The sequence below is a fragment of the Synechococcus sp. R8-2 genome, from assembly GCF_047461715.1.
Taxonomy (GTDB): Bacteria; Cyanobacteriota; Cyanobacteriia; order Thermostichales; family Thermostichaceae; genus Thermostichus.
Genome location: NZ_JANSHQ010000343.1, coordinates 1 through 1,193, shown reverse-complemented (window position 1 = coordinate 1,193; position 1,193 = coordinate 1). Strand labels below are relative to the sequence as shown.

The following is a 1,193-nucleotide window of genomic DNA, read 5'->3' as shown; positions in this document are numbered from 1 at the left end:
ATTCTGGCAGGGCTGATCACAGCAGGATTGTTGGTGCGGGCAGCCCGCGAAGCAGGGTAAAGTAAGGCTGCATGTTGCCAACCCAGCAAAGGGATCCTTTCACGCAAGCAGCAAACCCAGAGGGCCAGGGATCCCTATTGGATTGGTTAGTCTCTGCTTTAGAGCGGCTTCTTATGCAGCAAAACCAAAGCTGAAGTTGAAACCGAGCCTAGATCCAGCCCATTTCATCCAAAACGAGGGTAAACACCGTCGCGCAACAGGCCACCAACAGCGACACATAAGCCGGCTGACCGTGGGCAATGCAAACACCGGCTGCCACCGAAGCGCCCGCAGCTGCAGAAAAGGTACGACCTGCCCAATTGCCTTTGGAGGGTTTGTCAGAAGGATTGAATTTGTTAAACATTTTTACAGCAGAAAGAGGATACAAAAGGAATAAACTTCATTAGGAAACGGCCTCAGATTATCACCCCCCGACCTGACTCAAGAAGGATCCAAGGCCATTCTCAATATTTCTTCGCTTAGGCTTCAATCTTTCGTAAAATTGCGCTGAGATGCTCATAATCACCCCGCAACAGACAGCTCAACTGCCGACCTGCCTGTAAAAGCCAGTTGCGATCCCGGTTCAGGATTCGGTAAGTTTGGCGAATCACGGCAGCCACCAGCTCATCGGTTGGGATCCCGTTGACCCGTAGCAGGGTGCGCAAAAACTCGAAAGAGCGGCAGAACTCCCTCACTTCCGTATCGGAGCAGAGATAAACCGGCTGGTGAATCTGGGGAGGCCGTGGCGGCAAGTACTGGTAGACTCGTCCCCCGCTGACAAAGCCGACAATGGCCGCGCGGAAATCGGTGCGCAACATGGCAAAAATTTGGGGCTGTTGCTCCCGCAGCTCCTGAGGGGAGAGGCCCAAAGCCCTGGCGCGGTGGACGGTGTCGATGGGGGCGATGGCGGCATAGCAAACCACCCCATAGATTAGGTTGCCGGTCTCTTCGTCTTGGGAGCGCGTCCAACTGCCGAGAGCAGGCATGGGCGGGAAGGTCAGGCGTTCCGGCTCGAAGCACTGGGCCACAAAGGTTGTGGTGTCGGCCTCCACCACTTCTCCAAAAGCAGAGGCTGGCTGGGGAGAGATGGCCTTGGCTCTCATCGCGATCTCAGGCTCCTCAAGGGTTGCTGCTGCAGAGGCCGGCGAAGGGAG

2 protein-coding genes are annotated in these 1,193 nt (G+C 55.9%); both read right to left on the bottom strand.

Going from position 1 to position 1,193, the window contains the following annotated elements:
- Nucleotides 1–208 precede the first annotated feature (208 nt).
- Complete coding sequence (locus NW819_RS08730; RefSeq protein ID WP_041436101.1) at nucleotides 209–403, bottom strand: hypothetical protein; 195 nt, start codon at nucleotides 401–403, stop codon at nucleotides 209–211.
- 115 nt (nucleotides 404–518) lie between these two features.
- Nucleotides 519–1,142 (bottom strand): hypothetical protein, encoded by a 624-nt coding sequence (locus tag NW819_RS08725; protein WP_414329460.1) that lies wholly within the window; start codon nucleotides 1,140–1,142, stop codon nucleotides 519–521.
- Between the last annotated feature and the right edge of the window lie 51 nt (nucleotides 1,143–1,193).